This window comes from Noviherbaspirillum sp., from assembly GCF_035254865.1.
Classification (GTDB): Bacteria; Pseudomonadota; Gammaproteobacteria; order Burkholderiales; family Burkholderiaceae_D; genus Noviherbaspirillum.
In genome coordinates this window covers 14,485-36,416 of sequence record NZ_DATFAF010000041.1, presented here as the reverse complement: position 1 = coordinate 36,416, position 21,932 = coordinate 14,485, and the positions used below count along the sequence as shown (strand labels likewise).

Annotated in this window: 17 protein-coding genes; 7 read left to right on the top strand and 10 right to left on the bottom strand. The window is 61.3% G+C overall.

Going from position 1 to position 21,932, the window contains the following annotated elements; translation table 11 throughout:
- Positions 1-20: 20 nt before the first annotated feature.
- The 10 genes from VJ651_RS10740 to VJ651_RS10695 all read right to left on the bottom strand — a co-directional run bounded on the left by VJ651_RS10740 (position 21) and on the right by VJ651_RS10695 (position 10,010).
- Positions 21-425, bottom strand: coding sequence for a c(7)-type cytochrome triheme domain-containing protein (locus tag VJ651_RS10740; protein ID WP_324107453.1), 405 nt, complete (start codon positions 423-425; stop codon positions 21-23).
- The gene (locus tag VJ651_RS10735) at positions 422-949 is read right to left on the bottom strand and encodes a c(7)-type cytochrome triheme domain-containing protein (RefSeq protein ID WP_324107452.1); all 528 of its coding nucleotides are present in this window, start codon (positions 947-949) and stop codon (positions 422-424) included. Before VJ651_RS10735 ends, VJ651_RS10740 begins: the two co-directional genes overlap by 4 nt.
- Positions 950-962: 13 nt before the next feature.
- Positions 963-1,898, bottom strand: a complete 936-nt coding sequence (locus tag VJ651_RS10730) for a hypothetical protein (protein ID WP_324107451.1) — start codon at positions 1,896-1,898, stop codon at positions 963-965.
- Between the two features lie 7 nt (positions 1,899-1,905).
- Positions 1,906-2,853, bottom strand: a complete 948-nt coding sequence (locus tag VJ651_RS10725; protein ID WP_324107450.1) for a hypothetical protein — start codon at positions 2,851-2,853, stop codon at positions 1,906-1,908.
- A complete protein-coding gene (locus VJ651_RS10720) occupies positions 2,850-3,842 on the bottom strand; it encodes a c(7)-type cytochrome triheme domain-containing protein (RefSeq protein WP_324107449.1) in 993 nt (330 codons plus the stop codon). The genes VJ651_RS10725 and VJ651_RS10720 overlap by 4 nt, the downstream gene beginning before the upstream one ends.
- A 9-nt stretch (positions 3,843-3,851) precedes the next feature.
- Positions 3,852-4,268: a c(7)-type cytochrome triheme domain-containing protein gene (locus tag VJ651_RS10715; protein ID WP_324107448.1), complete on the bottom strand. Its 417-nt coding sequence runs from the start codon at positions 4,266-4,268 to the stop codon at positions 3,852-3,854.
- Positions 4,269-4,363: 95 nt separating this feature from the next.
- Complete coding sequence (locus VJ651_RS10710) at positions 4,364-6,250, bottom strand: hypothetical protein (RefSeq protein WP_324107447.1); 1,887 nt, start codon at positions 6,248-6,250, stop codon at positions 4,364-4,366.
- A gap of 206 nt (positions 6,251-6,456) precedes the next feature.
- Positions 6,457-7,479, bottom strand: a complete 1,023-nt coding sequence (locus VJ651_RS10705) for a peptidylprolyl isomerase (RefSeq protein ID WP_324107446.1) — start codon at positions 7,477-7,479, stop codon at positions 6,457-6,459.
- A gap of 184 nt (positions 7,480-7,663) precedes the next feature.
- The gene (locus VJ651_RS10700) at positions 7,664-8,563 is read right to left on the bottom strand and encodes a cytochrome c3 family protein (RefSeq protein ID WP_324107445.1); all 900 of its coding nucleotides are present in this window, start codon (positions 8,561-8,563) and stop codon (positions 7,664-7,666) included.
- Positions 8,564-8,900: 337 nt separating this feature from the next.
- A complete protein-coding gene (locus VJ651_RS10695) occupies positions 8,901-10,010 on the bottom strand; it encodes a 6-bladed beta-propeller (RefSeq protein ID WP_324107444.1) in 1,110 nt (369 codons plus the stop codon).
- A gap of 254 nt (positions 10,011-10,264) precedes the next feature.
- Between VJ651_RS10695 and VJ651_RS10690 the strand changes: the two genes are divergently transcribed.
- From VJ651_RS10690 to VJ651_RS10660, 7 genes are all read left to right on the top strand, one after another.
- Positions 10,265-11,413: a c-type cytochrome gene (locus VJ651_RS10690; protein WP_324107443.1), complete on the top strand. Its 1,149-nt coding sequence runs from the start codon at positions 10,265-10,267 to the stop codon at positions 11,411-11,413.
- A 140-nt stretch (positions 11,414-11,553) separates the two neighbouring features.
- Positions 11,554-12,597 carry a cytochrome c gene (locus tag VJ651_RS10685; protein WP_324107442.1) on the top strand — a complete coding sequence of 348 codons (1,044 nt, stop codon included), beginning with the start codon at positions 11,554-11,556 and terminating at the stop codon, positions 12,595-12,597.
- A 266-nt stretch (positions 12,598-12,863) separates the two neighbouring features.
- Positions 12,864-13,172 (top strand): c-type cytochrome, encoded by a 309-nt coding sequence (locus VJ651_RS10680; RefSeq protein WP_414691334.1) that lies wholly within the window; start codon positions 12,864-12,866, stop codon positions 13,170-13,172.
- A 204-nt stretch (positions 13,173-13,376) separates the two neighbouring features.
- Positions 13,377-16,094, top strand: a complete 2,718-nt coding sequence (locus VJ651_RS10675; protein WP_324107441.1) for a putative bifunctional diguanylate cyclase/phosphodiesterase — start codon at positions 13,377-13,379, stop codon at positions 16,092-16,094.
- 61 nt (positions 16,095-16,155) lie between these two features.
- A complete protein-coding gene (locus VJ651_RS10670; RefSeq protein WP_324107440.1) occupies positions 16,156-16,656 on the top strand; it encodes a chemotaxis protein CheW in 501 nt (166 codons plus the stop codon).
- A 114-nt stretch (positions 16,657-16,770) separates the two neighbouring features.
- On the top strand, positions 16,771-18,405 hold the full coding sequence (locus tag VJ651_RS10665) for a methyl-accepting chemotaxis protein (protein ID WP_324107439.1): 1,635 nt from the start codon (positions 16,771-16,773) through the stop codon (positions 18,403-18,405).
- Between the two features lie 242 nt (positions 18,406-18,647).
- On the top strand, positions 18,648-21,842 hold the full coding sequence (locus tag VJ651_RS10660) for a bifunctional diguanylate cyclase/phosphodiesterase (RefSeq protein WP_324107438.1): 3,195 nt from the start codon (positions 18,648-18,650) through the stop codon (positions 21,840-21,842).
- Positions 21,843-21,932: the final 90 nt, after the last annotated feature.

The following is a 21,932-nucleotide window of genomic DNA, read 5'->3' as shown; positions in this document are numbered from 1 at the left end:
ATCTCCAGGAAGCCTGTGATTTACCATCGCCCCGGTCCCGCAGTGGAAGCACCGCCGTAAATGCCGGGCTTGAGCCCGGGCAGCCCGGAGTGGCACAAATCGCAATTGGCCGGCCCCCAGGCAATGCGGTCGTTGTGGCACATGCCGCAGAACTTGCCGTCGATGATGTCGACCATGGTCACATCGTTGCTACCGGCACGCATCTTGAAGCCGAGTTCGGAATGACACACCTTGCAGCGAAAACGCATGCGGTGGAACCAGTGCGGAAACACCACCGGACGCACGCCTTCCTTTTCCGCGCGTCGATTCAGCACGACGTCCGCGTACTCCGCCTGCGCCGGCATGCACAAGGCCGCCAGCCACAAGGCCAGGATGCCGCACAACAGGCGCAGCAGCGCATGACGGGAACGATGTGCGCCATTCATTTGCGGTACACGCTGTGGCAGCGCTTGCATTCGGTCAGCGGGAAGGCCACGGCGCCGTGGCAGCGCCCGCAGAATTCACCCTGCAGGACGGCGAACATGTTCAGCCCTTTGGTGGCACCGGCCTTGTAGGGAAAGATCGCTTCATGGCAGTTGCTGCAGTCGAGCCATTCGGTATGCTGCTTGTGCGGGAAAAGCACCATCGGCATTTCGGCGGTGCGCGGCAGCAGCACATTCAGGTCCAGCACGCGGATCTGGGTCTCGGGCAGGATATTGGTGCGCGGTGCGATGGCGCCCTCTTCCAGCGCCTTGACCCAGCGCACGTTGTTGCCGACCACATCCTGCGGCAGCTTCGGCAGGATGTCATTCGGTTGCTGCAGCAGCTTGATGCCGGGGCCGGCGGGATCATGCACGCCATCCTTGGCCAGCGGCAGATGCTGGCCAAGGACCATCGAACCCGCACATGCGAACACCACGGCAAGCAGCAGCCGGAGCCACATCGTCCGATGCGTTCGCAGTGTCGGCATGACCATCCTGAACCTATCCCGGGATGTACACTCCGGCGCTGCGGATCGCGCGCACCAGTTCCCTGGTGGCGTCCTCCAATACCTTGATCGCTCCCTCATAATCCTTCTTCGCCGCGAGGCCCTCCGCATTGGCACGCAATGCGGCGGACTGTTCCAGATACTTCTGCACCATGCTTTCCAGGCCCGGGTTGCCGGCGCGTTTTTCCTCCAGCAGCACCTTGACCAGCATCTTGTGCGTATCGTTGCGATCCACTTCGTAGTGGTATTCCTCTTCCTTGTTGGCGAAATGCAAGGAGCGTACCAGGGTGTCGCCGCCGCGCATGCCTTCGATCGCGGTCTTGGTTGTCACATACACATTGTCGAGCACCGAACGGGCTTCATCCAGCTTGCCCGCCGTCGCCAGCGCTTGCGCGTCATGGATTTGCGCCTCGATCTTCGCGGTGGTCTCGGCTCCCTTCGCGCCCAGGCGCTTCTCGGCGCTGATGCGCTTCTGTGCGGTCAGCAGGGCTTTCACGCTTTCCAGGCGGCTGTCGAAGTCTCTCTGCTTCTTATCGGTGGTGACCTGCTCCGGCGCAGCCAGGCGCACGCCTTCGAACATCATCTTGGCCGCCTCATCCAGCAAGCGCGTCGCGTTCGGATAATTGCCCGCGTTGTAGGCATCCTCGGCCTGCTTGCGCAGATCGCGAGCCTTGCTGCGCTGGTCTTGTGCCTGTGCATTGCCGCTCGCTTCGATCTGCTTGGCGGCCGAGGATTTCTCGATCAGGGTTTCCACCGATCCGAGCCGGCGCTCCAGTTGTTCCCTGCTTTCCGGCGCACGCGGACCGCGCGGTGCGCCGGCGGCATTGACTGCCTGCGCTGCCGGTGCATCGGCTGCGATGCAGGAAGATGCCAGTTGCAGGCCGAGGGTTCCGGCGAGCAGCACGGCGCTACCCTTCAAATATCGTTTCATGATCTCATTACCTTTCAGATGCTTGCGGCACAATGACGCCGACGATGCGCAGCGAACGCTGCAATTGCACCGTCGCGTCCTGGATTGATTTCAATGCGGCCGGGTAATCCCCGCCGGCCGCCAGTTTTTGCGCGGTTTCGCGCAAGCCCTTGCTTTGTTGCGTGTAACGCTCGCTCAACAGCGCGGTTTCGCGCGGCGTATTCAGTTGCGCCAGCGCGATCGGAATCAGTTCTTCATAACTCCGGTTGCGTGCGAGTTCATGCTGGAATTCCTCCGCCGGAGAGTCGAACTTCTGGTCGTACACAATCGTTTCCGACATCAGCAAGCCATTGAGTGCCGACACCGCCGCCTTGTAGGCGTCGTTGAGCAAGGCGTTTGCCTCCTTGTGCCTGCCGCCCGCGGCCAGCGATTCCGCCTTCTCCAGCAGACCGTTGACCTTGCCGACGTCCAGTGCGCTTGCCGACGCCTGCACTTTTTTTGCCGCCATGCGGGCCGACAGGTTCTTGTGCAGCTGCAGGAAGGTGCGCGTCGTTTCGCGCAGCGCCGTGTAGCGGGCGCGCTCTTGCGCAGCCTGCTGTTCGGCATCGGGCACCAGGCGCGTCGCCGCAACGATGTCGCGCAAGGCTTCATCGAGCAGCTTGACCGCTGCGTCGGTGCGGCCGGCAGCCGCCTCGTCGTCAGCCCGCGCGACGAGCGCCTCTGCCTCGGCCAGCTTCTTCCTGGCCTGCGCATTGTCGCTTTGCGGAATGCGTCGCACCGCGGGCGACTGGGTGAGCAGCAGCTTGATCAGGCGCGTCTTGCTTTCCAGCGTGGCCGGCAGGGCGCCGCCCGATGCTTCAAGCGCCGGCAATGCGGCCGGCGCAGCCTGCGCCGACTGCGGTCCGGATGCGGCCGCCACGCTGGCCAGCATCATGGCGGCCCACGACAGCTTCGACTTGTTGCCGGCCAGGGTCATGGCTTGGCTTCGGCCTTCACGGCCATCGGCTTGCTCTTGGAGTGGCAGCGCCGGCATTCCGATACCGGGAACGCCACCTTGCCATGGCACACGCCGCATTTCTGTCCGAGCAGGATGGCGGCCATGCTGATCTGGTTCGCGCCCTTTTGCGGCACGAAGATCGCGGGATGGCAGTTGGAGCAATCCAGCCACTCGGTATGCTGCTTGTGCGGATACACCACGTCCGGCATCGAGCCCTTCACTTCACGCACGATGTTCAGGTCCATCACCATCGGCTTGGCATTGGGATCGTTGCGATCGAAACGCGGCGCGATCTTGCCGTCGGCCAGCGTCTTCACCCAATCGACCCGGTTGCCGCTCACGCCCTTTTCGAAGGTGGCGAAGGCGGTAAGCGGAGGCAGCAGAGAATGCGTACCATCGTTGGCCGGATCGTGAATGCCGTCCTGCGGCGGCGGCAGGTTGCGCTGCGCCGGCGGTTTCATCAGGCGATTGAAGTTGTTGACGTTGACGATCGGCCCTGCCGCGACCGGAACCATCGTGGGCGCCGGCGCTGCTGCCGGTGCGGGTGCCGTCGCAGCGACCGCCGGTATCGGTGTCGGTGCTGGCGCAGCAGCAGGCTTTGGCGCTTCCGCCGGTTTCGCGGCGACCGCTTTTGCGCCGGCCTTGGCGTCCACCTGGCCGATCATGTAATTCACCGCTGCCTGCACCTGGGCATCCGACAGGCTGTTGTTGCCACCCTTGGGCGGCATCACGCCCTTGCCTTTCAGTGCGCTGGCATAAAGTGCCTGCGGTCCGGACTTGATGCGGGGTGCCCACGCGGCGGCATCGCCGAGCTTGGGAGCGCCCGCCGCGCCGGTGTTGTGACAGGCGGCGCAGGTGCTGTCGAAAACGGCTTTTCCGTTGGGCAGGTCGGTGGCGCCCGCGTGCAGCGATGTCACGCCGATTGCCAGGGCAAAAACGCTTGCACGGAGCATGAGAGAACTGTTCATGATTGCTCCTTATTTCTTCGGCTGTGGGATTGATTGCGCAGGCGCCGCGCTGGCCGCGCTATTGGCCGGCACCACCAGCGAAGTGATGGTGCTTTCGTGCACTTGCGTCGGCGTACCCGGTTTGCCGGAATGGCAGAGGTTGCAGTTTTCGACCGACCAGGCGATGTTGCCGTTGTGGCAGGCGCCGCAATACTGGCCGTCGATGATCTTCACCATGTTGATCTCGTTGCCGCCGGCCTTGAATTTGAAGCCGAGGTCGGCATGGCACACCTTGCAGCGGAACCGGATGCGGTGAAACCAGTGCGGGAAAATCGCCGGCCGCATTCCCGCGCCGTCCGAATAATTATTGATAACGACGTCGCCATACTCCGCGCGGGCATCGCGCATATCGGCCAGCCCGGCTGCCAGGACCAACAACAGCAGCAAGACCGTCCTGAAAGTCCTGCAGTAATGCATTAGCCGTACCATCTCAACCACCTTTCATGCAATTACAACGATAAAAAACCAAATCCATTCACCAGCTAAAAATCTCCGAATCCGCGCGCCACCGAGAACATGATCGACTTGTTCAGGCGCGTATTGCTGGCTATCTCCTGCACACCGTCGGTCGTCTTCTTCACGAACGGCACCTTGGTGCGCGCCACCAGCGTGTTCACCCGCAGCATGGTGCGGCCGATCCAGTAGTCCACCCGGTTTTCCCATGCGGCCATCTCCTGGTCCGTCGGTCCGCCGAGCATGGGCAGCAGGGCTTCGCTGTTGAGGCGCAGGTCGGACACGAAACGCAGGCGGCGTACGCCGAACAGGCGCTGGTTCTGGTATGTCAGGGCGCCGCTGGAGGTGGTCTTGAACTGGCCATCGTAGGTCGTGCCCTGATAAATCCCCGAGGGCTGTGTGCCGATCGGCGCCACCAGGAAAGGCTGGTTGCTGCCTTGGCGCACGGCTTGCACCGTGAGGCTGCCATTCCAGGAAGTGTTGGAGCTCGTCGACAGGTTGCTCGACGCCTGGAAATTGATCATCTGAAAATAATCCTGGTTGCCGTCGAGGCTGCGCGAATCGCTGGCGCTCAGGCGCATCTGCGCCATGCCCGCATCTCCGCTCATACTCCATGACATCGCCGCACCATGCGTCATCTGCTTGGTCGCCGCCGAGCCGGGCGCAAATGTGGTGCTCTGGCGGCCGCTGCTGGCCAGTGCGGAGAGTGCCTGGCTAAGCTCGACCGTGATGGTGGAACCGCCATCGAGTTGAAAGCTGCGGTTCAGGTTGTGCGACAGTTGCAGCGTCAACTGCCGGCCCGTGTTGTTGCCGCCAGTCTGGTTGGCGGCCGTCGCGGTGGTCGACCAGTTGTACTGGAAGGAGGAAAGGCGAATCGCTTGTGGTTGATAGCTCAGTCCGACCGATTCGTTCGCAGTGCCGGCAGTGATGCCGTTGCTGTCGATGTGGTTGGCGTTGGCCGATGCATTCAAATGCGTGAACTTGCCGAAGTCATAGCTCATGCCGACGTTGACATTGGCATTGCGCAGTTTCGCCGCTGCGCTGACGGTGGTGCCGGCGGTGGTGAAGGTGCCGGTATCGGCGGCCAGTGCCAGCATGCGTACGCCGCCGGTAAGCGTCAGCGGCATTTCTTCCGGCCGCCAGAACGCCATGCTGCTGACCTGCATCAGTCTGGTGTCGTTTTCCGTTTGCACCAGGTGGTAGCCGGAGCTGCTGACGTTGGCCATCGTTTCCAATGACACGTCCTCGATCGCGGTATAGCTGTGCTGCAGCGACAAGTTATTCTGCGTCGTCGATTCGCCGGTCATTGCATGCTCGTTGCGCGCACGGGTGGCGCTGAACTGGAAGCGCTGCGTTTCCATGTTGTGCGAAAGCGTCAATTGCAGATTGTCCTGACGGTCCTTGCCGCTGGTGTCGCTGTCCTGGGTGCTGTGGTCCCAGCCGAAGTAGGCGTCGCCGTCAGTGCGCAGGTACTGCTGGGTAAACCCGATGCGCTGGCTCGCGAAGCCGACCGTGGGTATCGAGTCGCTTGCCATCCGGTTGTCGGTGCGCTCGATGTGCGCCTCGAACGGGAAACGGCTTTGCGGCAATACGCGGAGTTGCGCGGAGCCGGTGATGACGCCGTTTTTCGAATTACTGGAGCTGCTGAAATCTCCCTGGTTCTTGACGTTGCTGTTGTGCGCCGTGGAGAAATTCACATTGCCGCCCACCTGCGCAAGCCAGGGTTGCCAGATATAGGTCTCGGTCGCCGCGCGCAGGGTGGCATTCAGGCCGCGCTGTTGCATCTTTCGCCCCTCGCCGAAATCCGTGCGCGTGTCATAGGAGATGGTGCCGCCCAGGCGCACACGGGGGATAACCCATCCCGGCGCCTGTTCCGCCGCGCTGGCGTCGGCGGCAGCGGCGGGACTGAGCTGCACCGGCTTGCCTGGCGCAGCGTTTGATTCGGTGCTTTCCGACGATTGTCCGGAACTCGCGGGAGGCAATGCGGGAAATGCGCTGCGCGGCCAAAGCAACGCCGATAACGCCATGCACAAGATTGGCGAAATCGAGACACGCTTTCCCGGTGCTGCAGCCACGTCACACCTCGTTCACTGCACAAATGGACAATCGCGACGACCATTTGTCATTTCGTCGCCGGACGCCCGCCTGCTTGCTCGGCCAGCGGCAGGTAGCGCGACTGGTCGATCTGCGCCGGCGTCTTTTTCTTCAGGTCGGCAATGAGCTTGCTCCATGCCTGGTCCGAGCGATCGCGCTGCAGCAGGTCCTGCGCGCGATTCTGGACCGCTTCAAAACTGTTGAGCCGGGCCGGCTTGCGATCGGTCAGCTTGAGGATCGCCATGCCTTCCAGCACCTGGACCGGATTGGAAATTTCACCGTTCTTGAGCGCCTTGAGAACGGCTTCGGTACCATCCGGCAGCATGCCGCCATGCAGATAGCCCATGTCGCCGCCCTGTTGCGCCGAACCGTCGCCGGAACGCGCTTTCGCGATGGCGGCGAAGTCCGCGCCGGCACGCAACTTCTTGACCAGATCACGCGACTCTTCCTCGGCCTTGATCCAGGCGGCGGACGGCGACGAAGGATCGACCTTCAACAGGATCACCGAGACGCGCATCTGTTCGGGTTCGGTGAATTTCTGCGGATTGGCTTCGTAGTACGCCTTGACGTCCTTGATCGCGGGCTTGGGCACGTTGCGCACGCTCTTTTCGAGTTGCCCCAGCAGGCTTTCCTCTTCGAGTCGCACGGTCACTTGCGGAATCATCTTGCCGCGGTTCTTTTTCCACTGTTCGCTGTTTGCATAGCGCTGCTCGTAACCGGCGAGCGTATTCTGGATTTCGCCGGCGTCGGGCTTGATGCCGCGCTGCCGTGCTTCGCGCAGCAGCAGCACGCGAGCAACCAGTTGCTCGCCGACTTCACGCTGCAGAGCGGCGATTTCGTTTTCCGGCGGCTTGCCGTGATAGAACTTGCCGCGCGAAGCGACCGCAAAGGCGGCGCTGTAATCGTCCTGGGTAATAACCGTGTCGCCTACCTTCGCGAACACCCCCGGCTGTGCAGTGGCGCCGGCGCCGGCATTGGCGCTGAACGCGGATACCGCGGTTCCCAGCAAGGCCAGCGACAGAAGCGCTGCGCCGCATGAATGTCTTTGCATTGTTTTCATCTCGTCAAACCTCTCGTTCGCAGGCCAGGCCTGTTGGAATCCTGTCTCAGGAATGACAACGCTCCCTCGTCGCCGCGCGGAGATGCGAGGCGTGCGCATTGTCATTCATGAGGCACCACAAATAAGGGGCAGACAAGTCACCCTGCCCGCCCCTGTTGGTCAAGCAATCAGTGAATTACTTGGTATGGCAAGCCAGGCACACTGCACTGCCCGTATTGGGAATGCGAAGGAAGGTGGTGTTTTCGGTATGCGGATCGTGGCAGCTTGCGCATTCAACGTAAGGCTGTGCGCCCGACAGCGTCATGGAATTGCCGTCGCCATCCTTGTTCACCGATGTCACGTCGGCACGCGTGTAGAGCTGCATGTCAGTCTTTTCGCGCGAACCTGCCGTACCGACCGAGGTATCCACCCACCACACCGACTGACCGTTCAACACCGCCGACTTCGTATCCTTGAAGTCGCCGTCGCGGAAGGCCGTGCTGGAATAGGCAGCCGGCGCCGCCGGAACAGTGCCCGCCTTCGGACCGCCCGCGTACTGGATGCCGATCGGGTGGTCGTTGCGCAGATCCTTGCCGATCAAGGTGATCAGGCCGTCGGCGATCTTGCCGTCGGTCTGATGGTCGCCCGTCCAGGTACCGGCCAGCGTACCGCCCGCCGCGTTATAGCCACCCGAGCCCGGCTGATTGATCATCACGTTCATCGCCTGCGTGCCGTCGTGGCACGACAGACAGGCCAGCGACACCGAACCGACTGGCGCGGTCGAGCCGTCCAGACTGGAAGTGCCAAGGCTGTTGTACGTGGTATAGATCGTCGGCGACGACAACACACGGTTCCACAAAGGGACCGAGGCCGAGGTGTCCGATCCGTGAGGCGTGTGACAGAACACGCAGATTTCGCCGGTGCCGCTGAACGAATTGACCCGTTCCGCAGGGCCCGTGCTGCTCCCCAGGTTGTGCTTGGTGTTCGCGATACCCGCCGATACATCCGGCGAGGCGAACACTCCCGCCCCCAACAGCACGACGGCCACTGTACCGGCCACTCGCGCCATGACATCCTTAACCAAATTCATTTTCATGATTTTCGATTCCTGCATTTTTTATTGACTACATGCCTTTCGACATGCTCCCTGTTCCCCTACAACGAATCAGTTGCTTGGGATCAAGATGAGCAAGTTTCAAGCCAGATACACAATTGACCCAAATCAGAAGTTCTGGCTATCGACTTTGCGCCGCGATAGCCGTAGTTCTCGGCTCCATTTCCCGCAATCTCCGCCGAAACGTCCATTCGAATCTTCGTCAGGAGATCGGTATCTCGCGATAGTCCGGGCCCGATCAAATCGAGGGCTCAAAAAATCGTTCTACGTCAGCCCATTTCCTGAATGCAGGAAGCGCTTCTTGATTAATGGAACAAGCTCACTGCTTCCCTTTCGGTTCCGGCCTGACCGCGAATCCGGCGCCTTCAGCCAGCGTGGCCGGACGATAGACATCGACCTTGCGGAAGAACTGGTCGGCCACATACACGCGCCCGTCGCCGTCGATCGCGATGCCGGCCGGCAGCATGTACTTCGCCATGCCATCTTTTTCGCTGCGGCTTCCGACGGGCAGCAGCAACTGTCCCTCGGGATTGAAGATCTGGAAATTGCCGAAGGCGGTATCGACGACGTAGATATTCCCCTCAGGATCCACTGCGGCCTCCTTCGGGCGGGAGAACTGGCCGCTACGGCGGCCGACCTCACCAAAGGCCCGTACGAAGGTGCCGTCGGTGCGGAATGCCTGGACACGGAAATTGCCGCCGTCGACGACATAGATCAGACCGTCCTGCCCGATCACGACGTCGCGCGGCAGATTGAATTCCCCTTTGGCGTTGCCGCGCTTGCCGATATCGAGCAGATGTTTGCCGTCTTGCGCATCGAAGACGCGTACGCGATGCTCTTCATTCGTCACGGAACCGGTATCGACGACATACACGCGAGCACCTTCGGAATCGACCGCAATGCCGGATGGTCGCGAAAAGAACTTGGCATTGCCGACGGTGCGCAGGAATTTGCCGTCCTTGTCATACACCACCACCTGCTTGGCCGTGGCATCCACCACATAGAGATTGCCCTTGCCGTCCACATCCAGGCCGATCGGCATCATCAGGCGCCCCGGCTCCTCCTCGCCGATCTTGAAAAACTTCTGGCCCGGGATGTCGAACACCATCACGGCCTGCACCGCCGTATCGCTGACGAACACGCGCCCCTGGTATACAGCAACGCCGTAGGGCTTGGCCATGCCTTCACCGACGCGGGACTCGCCGGTCAGCATGCGCCGCAGTTCCGCATTCTGGTCCTGCTTCACCACGTCCGCGCTGGTATAGATGCTGCGCTCGTAATAGAAGCGCGGCTGATCCGGCGGCGCCGGAAACACCGGCTTTTCCACCATGCGCGGCGGCCCCGGCGGCGCGGCACAACCCGCCACCAGCAGTACGCTTGCCAATTCGACCAGACCGAGCAACGCTCTGAGAGATGCACGCTTTTTCATATTCGTCACGCCTTTGTATTGCAATGAAAATTGACCAAACAGGAATTACTTGCCAGGGAGCACGCTTCAAGCAAGCACCGTACCAATTTGTATAGCGTTCCTTTCAAACCCTTTCTCAGCGCAGACGGTTTCGACCCAAACCTCACACCGAAAAAACATTCCTTCAGGCATCATTCTTGCTAACCTCCGCTCCATGAATTCAAGAACGTCGCTTCGCGCGGCATGCCGTTGTTAATCGCATCCATCACCGAGACATGATCAAAATCAGAATGCCAGCCGCCTCAAGCGCACTCTTCAACCGCAGCAGCCGTCATCTCGCTTTCCTGTTATTGGCATGGCTGGGCGCAAGCCCCTTGCCGGCCTCGGCCGGAGCGCATACGACGGCCGCGAGCGGAGAAATCCGTCCGGCGGCGATTTATCACAACTACTGTTCCGTGTGCCACGGCGACAAGGGTGATGGCCACAGCCGCGCGCAAGGCAGCCTGGTGCCGCCGCCGCGCAACTTCACGACCTCCGAGGCAGCGACGCTGCTCACCCGCGCACGCATGATCGAATCGGTGACCAATGGCCGCTCCGGCACAGCGATGACCGGCTGGAAAACCCAGTTAAGCCAGAAGGAAATCGAAGCGGTGGTCGACTACGTCCGCAACACCTTCATGCCGGCCAACGCGACCGCCGACAGCAATCGCGGCCGTATCGTCTACAGCAGGAACTGCGCGGTCTGCCACGGCGACCGTGGCGACGGACGCAGCCGCGCACAAGGCAGCCTGAACCCGCCTCCGCGCGACTTCACCGCGCCGGCGGCGAGGGCGGAACTCACGCCCGAGCGCATGATCATGTCGATTACCTATGGCCGCCCCGAAACCGCGATGGCGGGATTCAAGACGCAGCTCAGCAAGGAAGACATCAACGCCGTCGTCAGCTACATCCGCACAGGCTTCATGGGCACCAACGACACCGCGGGCATCTCCGGCACCTCTTCCGGAGCGCGCCACGGTCGGCCCCAGGGCATGCCGGGCACGGGTATGCCCTCCTCGACGAAAACTCTGGTGGCCGACATGTCGGTGCCGATGCCGAACGGTCTGAAAGGCGACGCCGTCAAGGGAGCAGCCTTCTACATGAGCAATTGCGCCACCTGCCACGGCACGACCGGCGACGGACGCGGCCCGCGCGCTTACTTCATCAATCCGAAGCCGCGCAATTTCCTGCATCCGGCGTCGCAGGCGGAGCTGAACCGCACGGCATTGTTCAAGGCAACGACGGAAGGCAAGCTCGGCACGGAAATGCCGGCCTGGGGCAAGGTGCTGAGCCCGCAGGAAGTCGCGGACGTCAGCGAGTTCGTGTTCCAGCGCTTCATCCGTCAGCCGGCAGCGGTCGCCAAGAATGCCAACACCGGAAAATGAGCGCGCAGGCAAGCGTGTGCCCGCATCGAACCCGTGAAAATTTTGAAGGAGATGCCGGGCGCCGCGCAAGGATCGACCCGGCGTATTGCTCGGTTCACTGAACTATTTCGCGCATGGCGCGGATCAAGGCTTTGCTCAAGATGAAACTGATTGCCCTGCTCGCACTGCTGCTGTCCCTTGCAGCCTGCTCCGATACGGCGGTACCGCCGAAAGCGGCCGCGCCGCGCGTCGAGACGACGGCACAGGCCGCGGGCGATATCGAACTCGGCCGCAAGATCTACAATTTCCGCTGCTACTTCTGCCACGGCTATTCAGGCAATGCGCAGACGCTGGCCAGCACCTATCTCAATCCGCGTCCGCGCGATTTCACCTCCCTGTCGCCTGATCAGCTCCCCCGCGAAAGAATGCTGGAGACGATTACCAGGGGCCGCGAGGGAACGGCGATGAAAAGTTTCGCCGACATTCTCACGCCAGCCGAGATTGCGGCCGTCGCCGATTTCGTGCGCCATGAATTCATGGTGTCGAAGGCGCGCAATACCGCCTACCACACGATGGAAAACGGCTGGCCGGAACATGAGCGCTACGCGTCGGCCTATCCCTTTGCGACCGGCAAGATCACCCTCGACACACCGGCCGAGCAACTCACGCCGGAACAACGCGACGGCCGCCACCTGTTCATGTCGGCGTGCGTCAGCTGCCATGATCGCGCCAAGGTCAATAGCGAAGGCGTGGTCTGGGATTCACGCGCGCTATCCTATCCACGCATGGGTTTTCAGCCAGGCGACTGGCCGCCCAAGCAAGTCGACGGCGTGACCAGTGCCACGCCTTATCACCTGCATGACAAGGCACCGAAACTGAGCGACATGAGCGCGCAGGAGCGCCATGGCGAAACGCTGTATCAGAAGAACTGCGCCTTCTGCCATGCGGCCGACGGCACGTCCCGCAACTGGATCGGCACCTTCCTTGAGCCGCATCCGCGCGACCTGACCTCATCGCCGGTCATGTCGTCCATGACCGCGGAGCGCCTTGCCGCGACCATCAAGGACGGCTTGCCCGACACTTCCATGCCGGCCTGGAAGTCGGTATTGAGCGAAGCGGACATCCAGGCCCTCATTGCCTACATCAACAAGGCATTCCATCCGATCAGCGCAATGCCTGCCATCGCAGCCCCGGCTACGCACTGACGCAACATCGATTGCATTTCTCCTTCGCTTGCGCCGATTGCCCTTACCGGCGATCGGCGCGGGTTCGACCGTCGCATACACCCGCCTTTTCCTGACGATGGCAATAGCCCTGCGCTGTTTTGTCAATTCCGGGAATGGCTTGATCCACAAGGCTCTTGCACGCCACGAAATGGCGATGATTCCTTGGCACATTAATTGCACCCTTACAACGGTGAAGCTTTTGGAGTTTCACACATTGCAAGAGTTTTTGAACCCAAGGAGAAAATATGAAATTCAGTTTTGTCAGTACCGCCGTTGCAGCCGCTTTGCTGGTGATGGCAGGTCAAACCCTCGCAGCGGACGGCAAGACGGTATATGACTCGACCTGCGCGGCTTGCCACGCTACCGGCGCCGCCGGCGCCCCGAAGCTTGGCGACAAGGCCGCATGGGCACCGCGCATCAAGACCGGCGCCCAGGCACTGTATGCCAGCGCACTGAAAGGCAAGAACGTGATGCCGGCCAAGGGCGGCAACAGCGGCCTGTCGGACGCGGACGTGATGGCTGCGGTCGACTATCTCGTCGCTCAAGGCAAGTAAGCCTGCCTGCGCAGGCGGGAAGACACTACGCAAGACCGGCGTCTTCCCGCCAACGCTTTCACGCAGCACCCGAGGAGTTCTTCTCCGAGCGATCACAATTTGCGTCCGCTCCGAAAAGCACCCCAGATGAATACAACAGATCGACAGGGGAAGCAGCCCGCATTGCGGACGGATATCACCACAACAATAAGTAGGGAAAACCTGATGCGAAAACTGATTGTCTCGAATCTGTTGCTGATCATGTTCCTGGTCGGTGCGGCATCCGGATTTTTCCTCGGCACTATCGGCTGGTGGGGCTTGCATGAAGCGTCGAAAGGCATCGATCAGCTCTATCGAACCGGCGGCGAAACGCTCAAGCAAATCTCCGACGTCGAGAAAATGACGCTGCGTTCGCAGGCCCTGTTCCTGGATGCGCTCAAGAAGCGCGAACTCACGGTGGCCGACAAGGGCACGCTGACGCAGGCCGATACCGAGCTCAGGCAGATGCTGAGCCAGCTTCAGCACAACAGCGAAAGCGGCGAGCAGTGGGACCAGATCGTCTATCTCTACACGCGGCTGTCCGCCAGCCGGCAGCATGCGCTGTCGCTACTGGCAACCGACACCAACAATGCATACTACTTCCACACGACCAATACCCTGCCGCTGTTCAATCAGATGCTGAGCACCGTCCAGCAGTCCGTGCAGCGCGTGTCGCAAGCGATGCAGCGCGAATACGACAGCGCACGCGGCACCAACGACACGGCACGCGACACCCTCCTCGCCATATGGATGCTGGCATCGGTCTGCTTCTGCCTCACGGCGTGGATTACCTATCGCGAGTCGATGGATCGCCGCAGGAAAACCGCGCAGCTCAACAAGGAACACACGCTATTCCGCACCCTGTTCGAAAGCAGCAATGACGGCATCATCCTGCTGCACGACGGCCGCATCCTCGATCTGAGTCGCGCGGCATTCCGCCTGTTCGCCGTGGCGCCGACGCAATCGGCAGAAGAAGTCAAGCTCGACTGGCTGCAACCGGCGCAGCAGCCCGACGGCCGCGCCTCCAGCGAGGGCTTGATGGAGAGGATCAGCGAAAGCCTCCTGAACGGCCCGCAGCGCTTCGAATGGCAGTTCAAATCGCTCGACGGCAGGGAATTCCCGGCCGAACTGGCGATCGACGTTGCTCATCTCGCCGACAAGAGCATCGTGCAATTGACCGTGCGCGATATCTCGCGCCGCAAGCAGAATGAAACCTCCATGCGGCTGGCCAATCAGGCCTTCGAGAATTCGCTGGAAGGCATCGCCATCACCGACGCGGGCGGGAACATCCTGACCGTCAATAATGCATTTACCGCCATCACCGGCTACGACCTGGACGAAGTGCTCGGGCGCAATCCGCGCCTGCTCAGCTCCGGCCGCCAGACGCGCGACTTCTACGACGAGATGTGGAAATCGATCGACGAGAGCGGAAAATGGCAGGGCGAGATCTGGAACATTCGCAAGAACGGCGACATCTACCCGCAGTGGCTCAACATCAGCCGCGTCACCGACGAGCATGGCAACATCACCAACTTCGTCGGCGTCTTCAGCGATATCTCCGAGCGCAAGTCGGCCGAAGAACGCATCCTGCACCAGGTCTACTATGACCAGCTGACCGACCTGCCCAACCGCGTGTTGTTTACCGACCGTCTGAACCAGGTCATGGGAATCGCCAGGCGGCATCAGGAACACCACTTCGCCGTGATGTTCCTCGATCTCGATCGCTTCAAGCTGATCAACGACAGCATGGGGCACGACGCCGGCGACCAGTTGCTGCAGCAAGCGGCGCACCGGCTGCGCGGCAGCATTCGCGAATCCGACACGGTTGCGCGCATGGGCGGCGACGAGTTCACCATCGTGCTCAGCGAGATTGCCAACCCCAAGCACGCGGCGAACGTCGCGCAGAAAATTCTCGACGCCTTCTGCCCGCCCTTCCATCTCAATGGCGAAGAGGTGTATGTCTCCGTCAGCATCGGCATCAGCGTCTATCCGGATGACGGCAACAATGTCGAGCTCCTGCTCAAGAACGCGGACATGGCGATGTATCGCGCCAAGAGTGCCGGCGGCTCCTGGTACGAACTGTACGACGAAGGTCTGGGAACCCAGGCCAGCCAGCGCCTGATGATGGAAACCGCGCTGCACAAGGCGCTGGAACGCGATGAGCTGGACCTGCAATACCAGCCGCAGTTCGATTGCGACAGCGGCAAGCTAATCGGCTTTGAAGCCCTGCTCCGCTGGCGCCATCCGGAACGCGGTCTGCTCGCTGCGGAAAGCTTCCTCAACATCGCCGAGGAGACCGGCCTGATCGTCCCGATCGGCGCATGGGTCTTGCGTACCGCGTGCGCGCAGGCGCAGGCATGGCGCCGCGAATTCCCGGGCCACCGCCTGATGGCGGTCAACCTGTCCGGCCGCCAGTTCCAGTCCGCCGACCTTGCGAACCAGATTACCGCCGCATTGAAATCGAGCGGACTGCCGCATTTCTGTCTCGAACTCGAGATCACGGAGGGCGTGCTGATGCAGAACCTCGATGCCAGCATCGACATCATGCATCACCTCGCCGAGCTGGGTGTCCAGTTCTCGATCGACGATTTCGGCACCGGCCATTCATCGCTCGCCTATCTGAAAAAACTGCCGATCCACAGCCTGAAGATCGATCGTTCCTTCATTCGCGACCTGGCCACGGGTTCGGACGACGCGACCATCGTCAGCGCGATCATCGCCATGGCAAACAAGCTGGGCCTGCGCGTGGTTGCCGAAGGCATTGAAAGCCAAGCGCAGCTCGCACTTCTGAAAGCCTACAAGGGCATCGTCGGCCAGGGCTATCTGCTTGGCAAACCGATGTCCGCGGAGAGTGCGAGCAAATTGATCGGCGAAGGACGCGCCAGGCTCGCGGTCGTCGCTTGACAGACGACATGATGCAAACACAGAAGTACCTGTATCCCACTACGGATTGAAAGGAAAACCGATGTACGCAAAATCCTATGCAACAGGCGCACCCGCCGCAGCGCCACTCGCCAGAATCAACGAGAAGCAGGACTACCTGGTATTCCGCCTCGGCGACGGAGAATATGGCATTCGACTTGAGAACGTGCAGGAATTGTGCAGTTTCGACAAGGTCGCGCAATTCAGCGGTGCGCCCGAATCGATCGCAGGCACACTCAGCCTGCGCAGCCAGCGCATCCCGGTTGTCGACATGCACGCGGTCATGAGGAATGGAAATGCAGACAAGGGCCGCCTCACCGATGTCATCGTCCTCTGCGATGGAGACAAGCAGTGCGGTCTCGCAGTCGACTGCGTGATCGATGTTGTCACGCTTGCCGAAGCACAAATCACCGGCACGGCGGTACCCGGATCACCCTGCCGGGTTGGCGCGGCCAGCATCGGGCAGCGTTCAATGATTCTGCTGGACGCCGACAAACTGATGTCCGACCTCCGGCCAGGTCCGGCGGAGCGGCTCGCCGCCTGATCGGGCGATGCCTGACCGGACAATCATCTGCGTGCCATTCCAGGCTTCTGCGCGCGAATGAGCTGCCCCGCCCTCGCTTGAAATAAAGCGACAGCTCCCACAGGGAAAAGAATAATGACAAAACTCGAACGAATGCTGCAATTGAACATTGCAAAGAAACTATGGCTGCTCGCCGCGTGCGCGCTGCTTGGCATGATCATCCTGACGGCGATTTTCCTGCAGTCGGAGCGCACCCTGATCCTCAACGAGCGCAAGGCCAGCGTGCGACAGACGGTGGAAACCGCCTACAGCATCGTCGAGTACTACCAGAGCCTGGGCGCCAGCGGCAAGCTGAGCGAGAACGACGCCAAGCGTGGCGCGATGGATGCCGTCAAGGCGCTGCACTACAGCGGCAAGGAGTACTTCTGGATCAATGACATGCAGCCGCGCATGATCATGCATCCGTTCAAGCCGGAACTCGACGGCAAGCCTCTCGACGACAACAAGGATCCGAGCGGCAAGCAACTGTTCGTCGAAATGGTGAACGTCGTCAAGGCGCACGGCGACGGCTTTGTGTTCTACGCCTGGAACAAACCGGACAGTACCGAACTCGGTCAGAAGGTCTCGTACGTGAAAGGCTTCGCACCCTGGGGCTGGGTAATCGGTTCCGGCGTTTATCTGGACAACGTGCAGGCGACCTTCATCAGCCGATTGATCAATTTTTCCCTGGGCACGCTTGCGCTGGCAGGCATCCTGCTGGCGATCTGCGTCGTGATCGGACGCAGCATTACGCGGCCGCTCGGCACGGCGGTCCGTATCGCCCGCACGGTCGCTTCCGGCGACCTGACCAGCAGGATCGAGGTCTCGACCAACGATGAAACCGGCCAGTTGCTGCACGCGCTCAAGGACATGAACAGCGGCCTGCTGACCATTGTCGGCAAGGTGCGCAACGGCACCGACACCATCGCCGCCGCCTCCACCCAGATTGCCTCCGCCAACATGGACCTGGCTGCGCGCACCGAGGAAGAAGCCAGTTCGCTGGAAGAGACCGCGTCGGCGATGGAGCAGCTTACCGGCACGGTCAAGCAGAACGCGGAACACGCGCGGCAAGCCAATGTGCTGGCGGTGTCCGCCTCCGAGGTGGCGGTCAAGGGCGGCACGGTGGTATCCCAGGTTGTCGGCACCATGGGTTCGATCAACGACTCGGCAAAAAAGATCGTCGATATCATCAGTGTCATCGACGGCATTGCCTTCCAGACCAACATCCTGGCACTGAATGCCGCAGTGGAAGCTGCCCGTGCCGGCGAGCAAGGCAAGGGTTTTGCGGTGGTAGCCTCCGAAGTGCGGCAACTGGCGCAACGTTCCGCATCTGCCGCCAAGGAAATCAAGGACCTGATCGCAGACTCGGTGGAAAAGATCGACACCGGCGCGAGGCTGGTCGACGAAGCCGGCGCCACCATGAAAGACATCGTCAGCAGCGTCAAGCGCGTCACCGACATCATGGCCGAGATCACCGCCGCCAGCCAGGAGCAAAGCTCAGGAATCGAGCAGGTCAACAAGGCGATCGCACAGATGGACGAGGTCACGCAGCGCAATGCGGCACTGGTCGAAGAAGAAGCGGCAACCGCCGACGCCCTGCAGAATCAGGCAGCTGAACTGGCCCAGATCGTCAGCATTTTCCGCCTCGACACCACTTTATCCACCCAGCCTTCTCCGGCAGCGGGTGTGAATCTGCTGCCGCACGTGACGCCGCTGCTGGCGCATTCCTGAGAGGCAGGCAAGGTGATGAAAAAATGTAGCACCCGTTCGCAGCATCGGCGACCGTGTTTGATTCAATGCCCGGTGGCCGGCTTGCACAGCCGCCACGGCCATCGCGATTTATCCGTGCACGCTCTTGGCGGTACCGCTTCAGGCGCCGAGGCCGGCATGCATGATCCAGCGCGGTCTTCCAGGACCCAACCAGTGAATGTCGACACGATCGAAGCGCGTTCGCAGTGCCGGAGTGGTACAGCATGAATGGAATGGTAACGGCGCTGATGGGCCGAAGTGCTGATGAAAAAAAGCTGCGCTTTCGACTGTGGGCTCTGACGGCACTCGTGTTCGTCGGCACTTTGCTGGCCGGCGCGGCCTTTTCAGCGCTGTATCTCCACGCCTACATGCTTCACGAACATCAAGAAGCGGAGCATGTCGCGACCACGCATGCCACGACCATCGAAGGCCGTCTCAGCCGCAGTCTTTCGAGCACCTATGCCCTCGCCGCCCTGGTGCGCCAGACGGGCGGCCATGTCAGCGGCTTTGATTCGCTGGCAACAGAGATGCTGCAAATCTACGGCGACATCAGCAGCCTGCAACTGGCGAAGGGCGGCGTTGTGTCGAACGTCGTTCCCTACGTCGGGAATTCCGAGGTGATCGGGCATGACTTGCTCAAGGATCCCGTACGTCATAAAGCTGCCGAGCTCGCGCTGGAGACCGGAAAGCTGACCCTCGCGGGCCCGTTTGAGCTGCACCAGGGCGGCCAGGCCGTGGTCGGCCGTCTGCCAGTCTTCATGCCGGACCCGGACGGAAAGGACTGGTTCTGGGGCTTTGCCATCGCGGTGATCAAGGTTCCCGACTTGCTGAAGAGCGCCAACCTCGCGCAACTGATCGATGCCGGATACCAGTACGAACTGGCGCGCGTGAATCCCGAAACCGGCGTGCGCGAGATATTTGCGCAATCGGGCAAGGGCACGGTCAAGGGCGCTTTGGTGCGGACCATCGAAGTTCCCAATGGCCGCTGGTATCTCAGCGTCTCGCCAACCGACGGCTGGATGGAGTATTCGCTCGCAGTCGCTACCTGCGTCGGCGTGCTGCTGTTTTCCATCCTGATGGCACTATTGGCGCACCTGACTTTCAAGCGCCCGTTGCTGCTGCGACGCGAGGTAGAGAAGCGCACCGAAGAGCTGGCCGCGGCAAACCGTTCGCTGAGCACGGAAATCGCCGAACGCCAGCGCGCGCAGAATGCCGTCATCCAGATCAATCGTCTCTACAGCGTGCTGAGCCTCACCAATGCGGCGATTATGCGCGTTCCCGAGCGCGACAAATTGCTCGACGAGATATGCCGTGTTGCGGTGGAAGCCGGAGGTTTTCCGCTGGCGCGCATCGCTTGGCTGGATGCGGCGAGCGGGACCTGGTCATGGAAGGCGAAATGCGGGCAGGACGCGGAAATGCCGGAATGCGACGAAGCCATCCGCTGCTGCATGAGCGAAAATGTCGACTCGCTGCAGCGCATTTCGCTGAAGGCATGCAACCACCTTGGAGAAGACGACGTGTCCCGGCACGCGGCCTGTCCGCAGGCAGTGGCCGCAGGATTCGAATCACATGTCTTTCTCCAGTTGCAGGTCAATGCGCGCGTGGTGGGCATGTTCAGCCTCTATGCGCGCGAGCCGGACTTCTTCGATGCGGCGCAGTTGCGCCTGCTCGAAGAGATGACGCATGACCTGTCCTTCGCGCTGGAGAACATCGAGCGCGAGCAAATGCGCAAGGCAACCGAAGAGAACCTGCGCAAGCTGTCGCGCGCGGTAGAACAAAGTGCGAACGCCGTCATGATCACCGACCGCAACGGCGTGATCGAGTACATCAACCCATGGTTTTCCAAGATTACCGGCTATCGGCCGGAGGAAATCATCGGCAAGACGCCGGGCGTGCTGCGCTCCGAGGAGACTCATCCGGAGACGCACAAGCGCATGTGGGACACCATCCTGTCGGGCAAGGAGTGGACCGGCGAGCTGCACAACACGAAAAAGAACGGTGAAACCTACTGGTGCCTGGAAACCATTTCGCCCTTGAAGAACGAGAATGGCGAAGTCAGCCATTTCGTCGCGGTGACTGAAGACATCAGCGAGCGCAAGCAGACCGAGCAGACCATCCGTCACCTCGCCTTCCACGATCCGCTCACCGGCCTGCCCAATCGCCGCCTGTTCAATGACCGCCTGCATCAGGCGGCGGCGTTGCGGCATCGCAAGAACAATGCCTTCGCGCTAATGCTGCTCGATCTGGATCGCTTCAAGACGGTCAACGACACGCTCGGCCATGACATCGGCGATGCCCTGTTGAAGGCAGTGGCCACACGCCTGCTCGCCGCGGTGCGCGAGGGTGACACGCTGGCGCGCATGGGCGGCGACGAGTTCGCACTGCTCGCACTGGAAATTTCCCAGCCGGAGGATGTCGCGCGCCTGGCAGACAAGCTGTTCGCGATCCTGAAGGAACCTTTCCAGCTGTACGGCCATGAACTGTATGTGACGACCAGCATCGGCATCACGCTCTACCCGACCGATGCGAACGATGCCGAAGCCCTGATCAAGAATGCCGACATCGCGCTGTATCGCGCGAAAGATCTCGGCCGCAACAACTTCCAGTTTTTCACGGGCGACATGAATGCGACGATGATGCATCGCCTGCGCCTGGAAAGCGCCATGCGCTGGGCCGTGGAACGCGATGAACTGATGCTGCACTATCAGCCGCAGATCGACGTCGCCACCGGCAGGATTCACGGCACCGAAGCGCTGATCCGCTGGCGTCATCCGGAATTCGGCATGGTCTCGCCGGCACAGTTCATTCCGTTGGCCGAGGAGACGGGGATGATCATTCCGATCGGCGAATGGGTGCTGCGCAAGGCCTGTGCTCAGGCCAAGCAATGGGAGCGCCAGGGCACGCCGATGCGAATCGCCGTCAACCTGTCGGCGCGCCAGTTCCACCAGGGCGATCTGGCCGATACCATTGCGGACATCCTGGATGAATTCGATCTGGCGCCGGCCTTGCTGGAAGTCGAGCTGACGGAAGGCGTCCTGATGGAAGATACCGCCCAGACCGGGGCGATACTGGAACGCCTGCACGGCATGGGGGTGCAGATTTCGATCGACGATTTCGGCACGGGCTATTCATCCCTCTCCTATCTGAAGCGCCTGCCGATCCAGGTGCTGAAGATCGATCAATCCTTTGTGCGCGACATCCATACCGACCCGGACGACCGCGCCATTGTCATGGCGGTGATCGCGCTCGCGCACAGCATGAAGCTGAAAGTGGTCGCGGAAGGCGTGGAAACGCAGGAGCAGTTTGCCTTCCTGCGCGAGTACCGGTGCGATGTCATGCAGGGCTATCTGTTCAGCCGCCCGGTGTCCGGCGAGGATGTGCAGTCGCTGTTGATGTCGGACGCGCGGCAGCGGGCCTGAGACCTCGGGGAAAGATCGCTTCAGGCTCTTCAAGGACGCTGTGCACCAGGTCTATAATGGGCGCTCTCCTCCACCTCGACGGTGCGTGCG